Genomic DNA, 4,237 nt, shown 5'->3' on the forward strand with positions numbered 1-4,237 from the left:
AGCCGACGAACTGCCGGGCCACAAAACCGCTCCCAAGCAAGAGCAATGACCAAGAGGCAATGACGCGCGATGAACATCGGGAGTGCGCCGACTGATGGCTGCGGATCCGGACGAGGAGCTGGTTCGCCGTGTCGGCGCCGGCGAGCCGGCAGCCGTGCAAACGCTCGTCGCGCGCAAGCTGCCGCGTATCCTGGCGCTTGCCGTGCGCATGCTCGGCGATGCGGCGGAGGCCGAGGATGTCGCGCAGGAAACCTTCGTGCGGATCTGGCGCCATGCCGCGAGCTGGCGGCGCGGCAATGCGCGCTTCGACAGCTGGATCCACCGGGTGACGCTCAACCTTTGCTACGACCGGCTGCGTCGCAGGCGCGAGTGGGTGACCGGCGACCTGCCGGACGTCGCCGATCCTGCGCCGCTTCCCGATGCTCATTCCGAGGAAGAAGCCCATCGGGTCGAACGGGCGCTGCAAGCCATAGCGCCGCGCCAGCGCGAAGCGATCGTTCTGGTCTACTATCAGGGGATGTCCAATATCGAGGCGGCAGCGACACTGCAGATCAGCGTCGATGCCCTGGAAAGCCTGCTCGCGCGCGGCCGGCGGTCGCTGCAAGCGATCCTGGCGGAGGATGGCGCCGATGAGTAAACGCCGGGCAAGCAGCAACGCAGCACGGCCATTGCGCCTTGCTGGTGCCGCCTGGCGCTCGGCGCCGACGGGCAAGGGGGAGACACATGGCTGAAGGGTCCAGGAACGAACCCGCAATGGATGCCAGGCGCTTTGCCGCCTTGGCGCAGGCCTATGGCGGCGACTTGCGGCGATGGCCCGAGGCCGAGCGAATGGCCGGCACGGTCTTTGCCGCAAGCGACGCGGGCGAGGCCATCTTGAGGCAGGCCGGGACACTTGACGCGCTGCTCGACAGCTACCGCGTCGACGCCCCCGGTAAAGCGCTGCACGGCAGTATCCTGCAGGTCGCCGGCCGGCACCTTGTCCAACGCCGGCGGCAGCGGTTCTGGTGGCTGGGGCTGGGACTCGCAGGCATTGGCCTGGCCGGCGCCGTGGCAGGACTGGCTTTGGTGACCGTCATCACGCCCGAGGTCCAGCCGGACCACACTGTGCTGGATGCCAATGTGACGGCGTTTGGCGATGCCGGCCCGGATGCCGAGAACGGTGAGGAAAGCCTATGAGTACGCGCTGGGTCCGTGGTCTGGTCATTGCTTCCGTGGTGCTGAACGTCTTTCTGGCCAGCGCATTTGTCGGTGGCGCGGTCTGGCTGAGAAATGCCAAATCGGGCTTCTCGCTGGAATCGGCCGGCCGACACCTTCCCGACCAGGATCGCAAGGCGTTCCGCGAGGCGCTGCGCCAGGTTCGCGTGCAGTCCCGTCAGATCATTCTCGATGGCCAGCAGGCGAGGCAGGAGGCAGCGGACCTGTTGCAGCAGCCTGTCATGGACAAGGCCGCCTTGTCCGCCGCCCTGGAACGGGCACGCGATGCCGATGTGACGGTGCGCAGCCGGCTTGAACAGGCCATTGTCGACTTCGCGGCGAGCACATCGCCTGAAAACCGGAGCGTGCTGGCACAGGCGTTGCTGCGCCATATGGAACGCCGCGCCACCGTTACGCCAAAAAAATCGCCATGACGACCGACGGAAAAGACCGGAGACGCCGTTTAACGATGCGAAGGGACAAGCCTGCCCTGTGCACCATACAGGACGGCCATCTTCATCGTCGAAAGCACTCGGAGTCCAATTATGAGTCGCCTGAAAAACTATGCAGCAACCGCTATCCTGGCCATCGGTGGAACTGTCGCGACAGCCTCCGCCTCCAGCGCAATGCCCATCGTGTCCGTTGCGAAGCCAGCCACCCCGGCACTGGTCGAGCATGTCCGCTGGGGCTGCGGCATCGGCTGGCACCCCAACAGATGGGGCCGCTGCGTGCCGAACGGCGTCGTCGTCGTGCGCCCGCGCTACCACTACTGGCACGGTCCGGCCTACGTCTGGCATCCGCATCATCACTGGCGCCACTGGCACCATTACTGATCAAAGCACCGCGGGGCCAGGCACCTTTCGGGGCGGCCCCGCGCGAGCGCTGGCGCGCACCGGACAATCCCGACCAGCCGAGTTAAGGTTAAATCCACTATACATTTGTTCTTAGCCCGCAAATAATCGAAGAATTTCCCGAAACTGTGCTCAGGCATCTTCGTGGGAAAATCTGTGGTTCAGCTTCAAGGTCTTGGACGGGTGCTCTGCCATCCGCTGACGCTGGCCGTGGTCAGCCTTGCAGGCGTCTTCGCCGCCGGACGGGCCGAGCACGAATGGCTGTCGGTGCCGTTCTCGCTGGCGCTGGTGGCTGCCCTTGCCGGACTTCTGTTCCTGGCTTCGGGGCGCCTTGCCTTTTCCGTCTACCTCGCCTGGATGGGCATTGCCTTCGTCACCGTGGTTTCGGCGATCAAGTTCCGGCTGAAAGGATTTTCGCTGCACTTCTACGACACGGTCTTCGTGTCGAGGGACCCGGAAGTGTATCGTTTCCTGCTCGGCTCCTACCTCCATCTGATCGCGCCGGTCGTCATTGCCCTAGGGCTCGGCATCGGGGCGGCGGTGCTTCTGTTCCGGATCGATCGGAAAATCGGCTGGCCGGTGTCGGCACGCGTCCTGGTCATGGCGGCGCTCGTCGTTCTGGTGCCGCTGACCTTTCCGGCCGAGGCCTCGAAGGACCGCTATTTCTACTACATGCAGGGCCGGCACATGTCGGCCTTCTTCGTCTCGCTGCTGGATTTGCACAACCTCGTTGTAGAATCGGGCTTCGAAAAGCGGCTGCAAGCCGTGGCGCCGCAGCCGCCTTTTGCCGACACGGTCGATTGCGGCGACCGGGCTGATCTTCCCGACGTCTTTTTCGTGCTCAGCGAAAGCCAGTCCGATCCCGGCTATTTTCCGCAGGTCGGCAACGGCGCGGGATTCCTGCAGAGATTCGCACCGGGGGCCGGCACGCCGCACCAGATGCAGGTCGAGACGTTTGGCGGCGGCACCTGGATCACCAATCTGTCGCTGATGACCGGCCTGTCGGCCACCGATTTCGGCTGGCGAAGCCCCTATCTGACCATCACCCTGCAGGACAAGGTCGCCGGAGCCTTGCCGGAGGTGCTGGCGCGCTGCGGATATCGGACTGTCGTGATGACGCCGATGGACTTTTCGTTCGTCAATGAAGGGCCGTTCCTGAAATCGATCGGTTTCGAGACCGTGCTCGACATCAAGGACATCGCCGCGCCCTTCTATCACCTGCGCGACAACTTTTATTACCAGGCGGCCGAGGCATTCATCGCCAGGCACCATAGGGAAGACGGCCGGCCGCTGTTCCTCGAAATCCAGACCATGTTTCCGCACTCACCCTATGAGGGGCGGATGGAGCCCGGGCTGAAGGTCGAGGGCGAGCCTTTCTCGGGCGATTTCCAAGCCAATGAGTATCTGCGCCGGATGGCGGTAGCGCGCGGCGATTTCCAGGATTTCCTCGACAAGAGGCAAGCGGATGCCGGTGAACGCGGCGCCGTGGTGCTCGAATTCGGCGATCACCAGTCGTCGGCGACCAAGCCGTTCGTCGAGGCGATCGCCGGGGACGACGCCTTGGCGACCCCTGGCTCGCTTGCCTATCGCACTTTCTACACGCTCACCACCTTCAACCATCCTTTGCGCCATCCGATGCCTGACCTGGCCCCGCTCGACATCGGCTTCCTCAGCGCAAGCCTGCTCGACGCCGCCGGCCTGCCGATGTCGCCTGTCATGGCCGATCTCGTGCGCCTGCGCGACCATTGCGGCGGCAGGTTCCATGGTTGTCAGGATCGTGCGGAGGTCGATGCGCATCTGCGCCGGCGCGTCGATACAGGCCTGCTGCATCTGTTCCCGGAAGCGGTGCCGCTGCATGGGCTGGCGCCGCTCCAATCGGTGGATGCCCGTTAAATCAGTCTATCGTATCCGGCCCCAGCGTCGCCACGGTCTTCAGCGCACCGTCCAGCATGTCGCCCTTCTCGTCCTTCAGCGCGATCTCGCGCAGGCGGCGGATCCAGTCGGCGGCGTCGGTGCGGCCCTTGACCATGTCGAGCGCGGACAGCACCCGGTCGAATTTCGACTGCGCCCGGACATGGGTGTCGCTGTAGCCCTTGATCAGCCGGCGGCAGTTGAGGATTTCGACGGCCAGTGCGTAATCCTGGGGCACATGGTCGAGCGCCAGCGCGTACCAGCCATCGAGATGAGCGACC

At 64.5% G+C, this 4,237-nt stretch carries 6 protein-coding genes; 5 read left to right on the forward strand and 1 reads right to left on the reverse strand.

All coding sequences use genetic code 11. The features are described 5' to 3' along the window. Nucleotides 1-94: 94 nt before the first annotated feature. The 5 genes from EN969_RS19065 to EN969_RS19085 all read left to right on the forward strand — a co-directional run bounded on the left by EN969_RS19065 (nucleotide 95) and on the right by EN969_RS19085 (nucleotide 3,938). On the forward strand, nucleotides 95-637 hold the full coding sequence (locus EN969_RS19065; RefSeq protein WP_024503412.1) for an RNA polymerase sigma factor: 543 nt from the start codon (nucleotides 95-97) through the stop codon (nucleotides 635-637). 116 nt (nucleotides 638-753) lie between these two features. Beyond that, complete coding sequence (locus EN969_RS19070) at nucleotides 754-1,176, forward strand: hypothetical protein (protein WP_245458408.1); 423 nt, start codon at nucleotides 754-756, stop codon at nucleotides 1,174-1,176. Next, a complete protein-coding gene (locus EN969_RS19075) occupies nucleotides 1,173-1,628 on the forward strand; it encodes a periplasmic heavy metal sensor (protein WP_063169958.1) in 456 nt (151 codons plus the stop codon). Before EN969_RS19070 ends, EN969_RS19075 begins: the two co-directional genes overlap by 4 nt. Before the next feature lie 111 nt (nucleotides 1,629-1,739). Continuing rightward, a complete protein-coding gene (locus tag EN969_RS19080) occupies nucleotides 1,740-2,027 on the forward strand; it encodes a hypothetical protein (protein WP_013527963.1) in 288 nt (95 codons plus the stop codon). A 174-nt stretch (nucleotides 2,028-2,201) separates the two neighbouring features. Then, a complete protein-coding gene (locus EN969_RS19085) occupies nucleotides 2,202-3,938 on the forward strand; it encodes a sulfatase-like hydrolase/transferase (protein ID WP_244514259.1) in 1,737 nt (578 codons plus the stop codon). Nucleotide 3,939: 1 nt separating this feature from the next. Here EN969_RS19085 and EN969_RS19090 read toward each other — a convergent pair. Then, the coding region (locus tag EN969_RS19090) for a DUF6537 domain-containing protein (RefSeq protein WP_348632398.1) at nucleotides 3,940-4,237 on the reverse strand (298 nt) is incomplete at its 5' end.

Origin of the sequence: Mesorhizobium sp. M7A.F.Ca.CA.003.01.2.1 (genome assembly GCF_003998945.1) — a bacterium.
Taxonomy (GTDB): Bacteria; Pseudomonadota; Alphaproteobacteria; order Rhizobiales; family Rhizobiaceae; genus Mesorhizobium; species Mesorhizobium ciceri.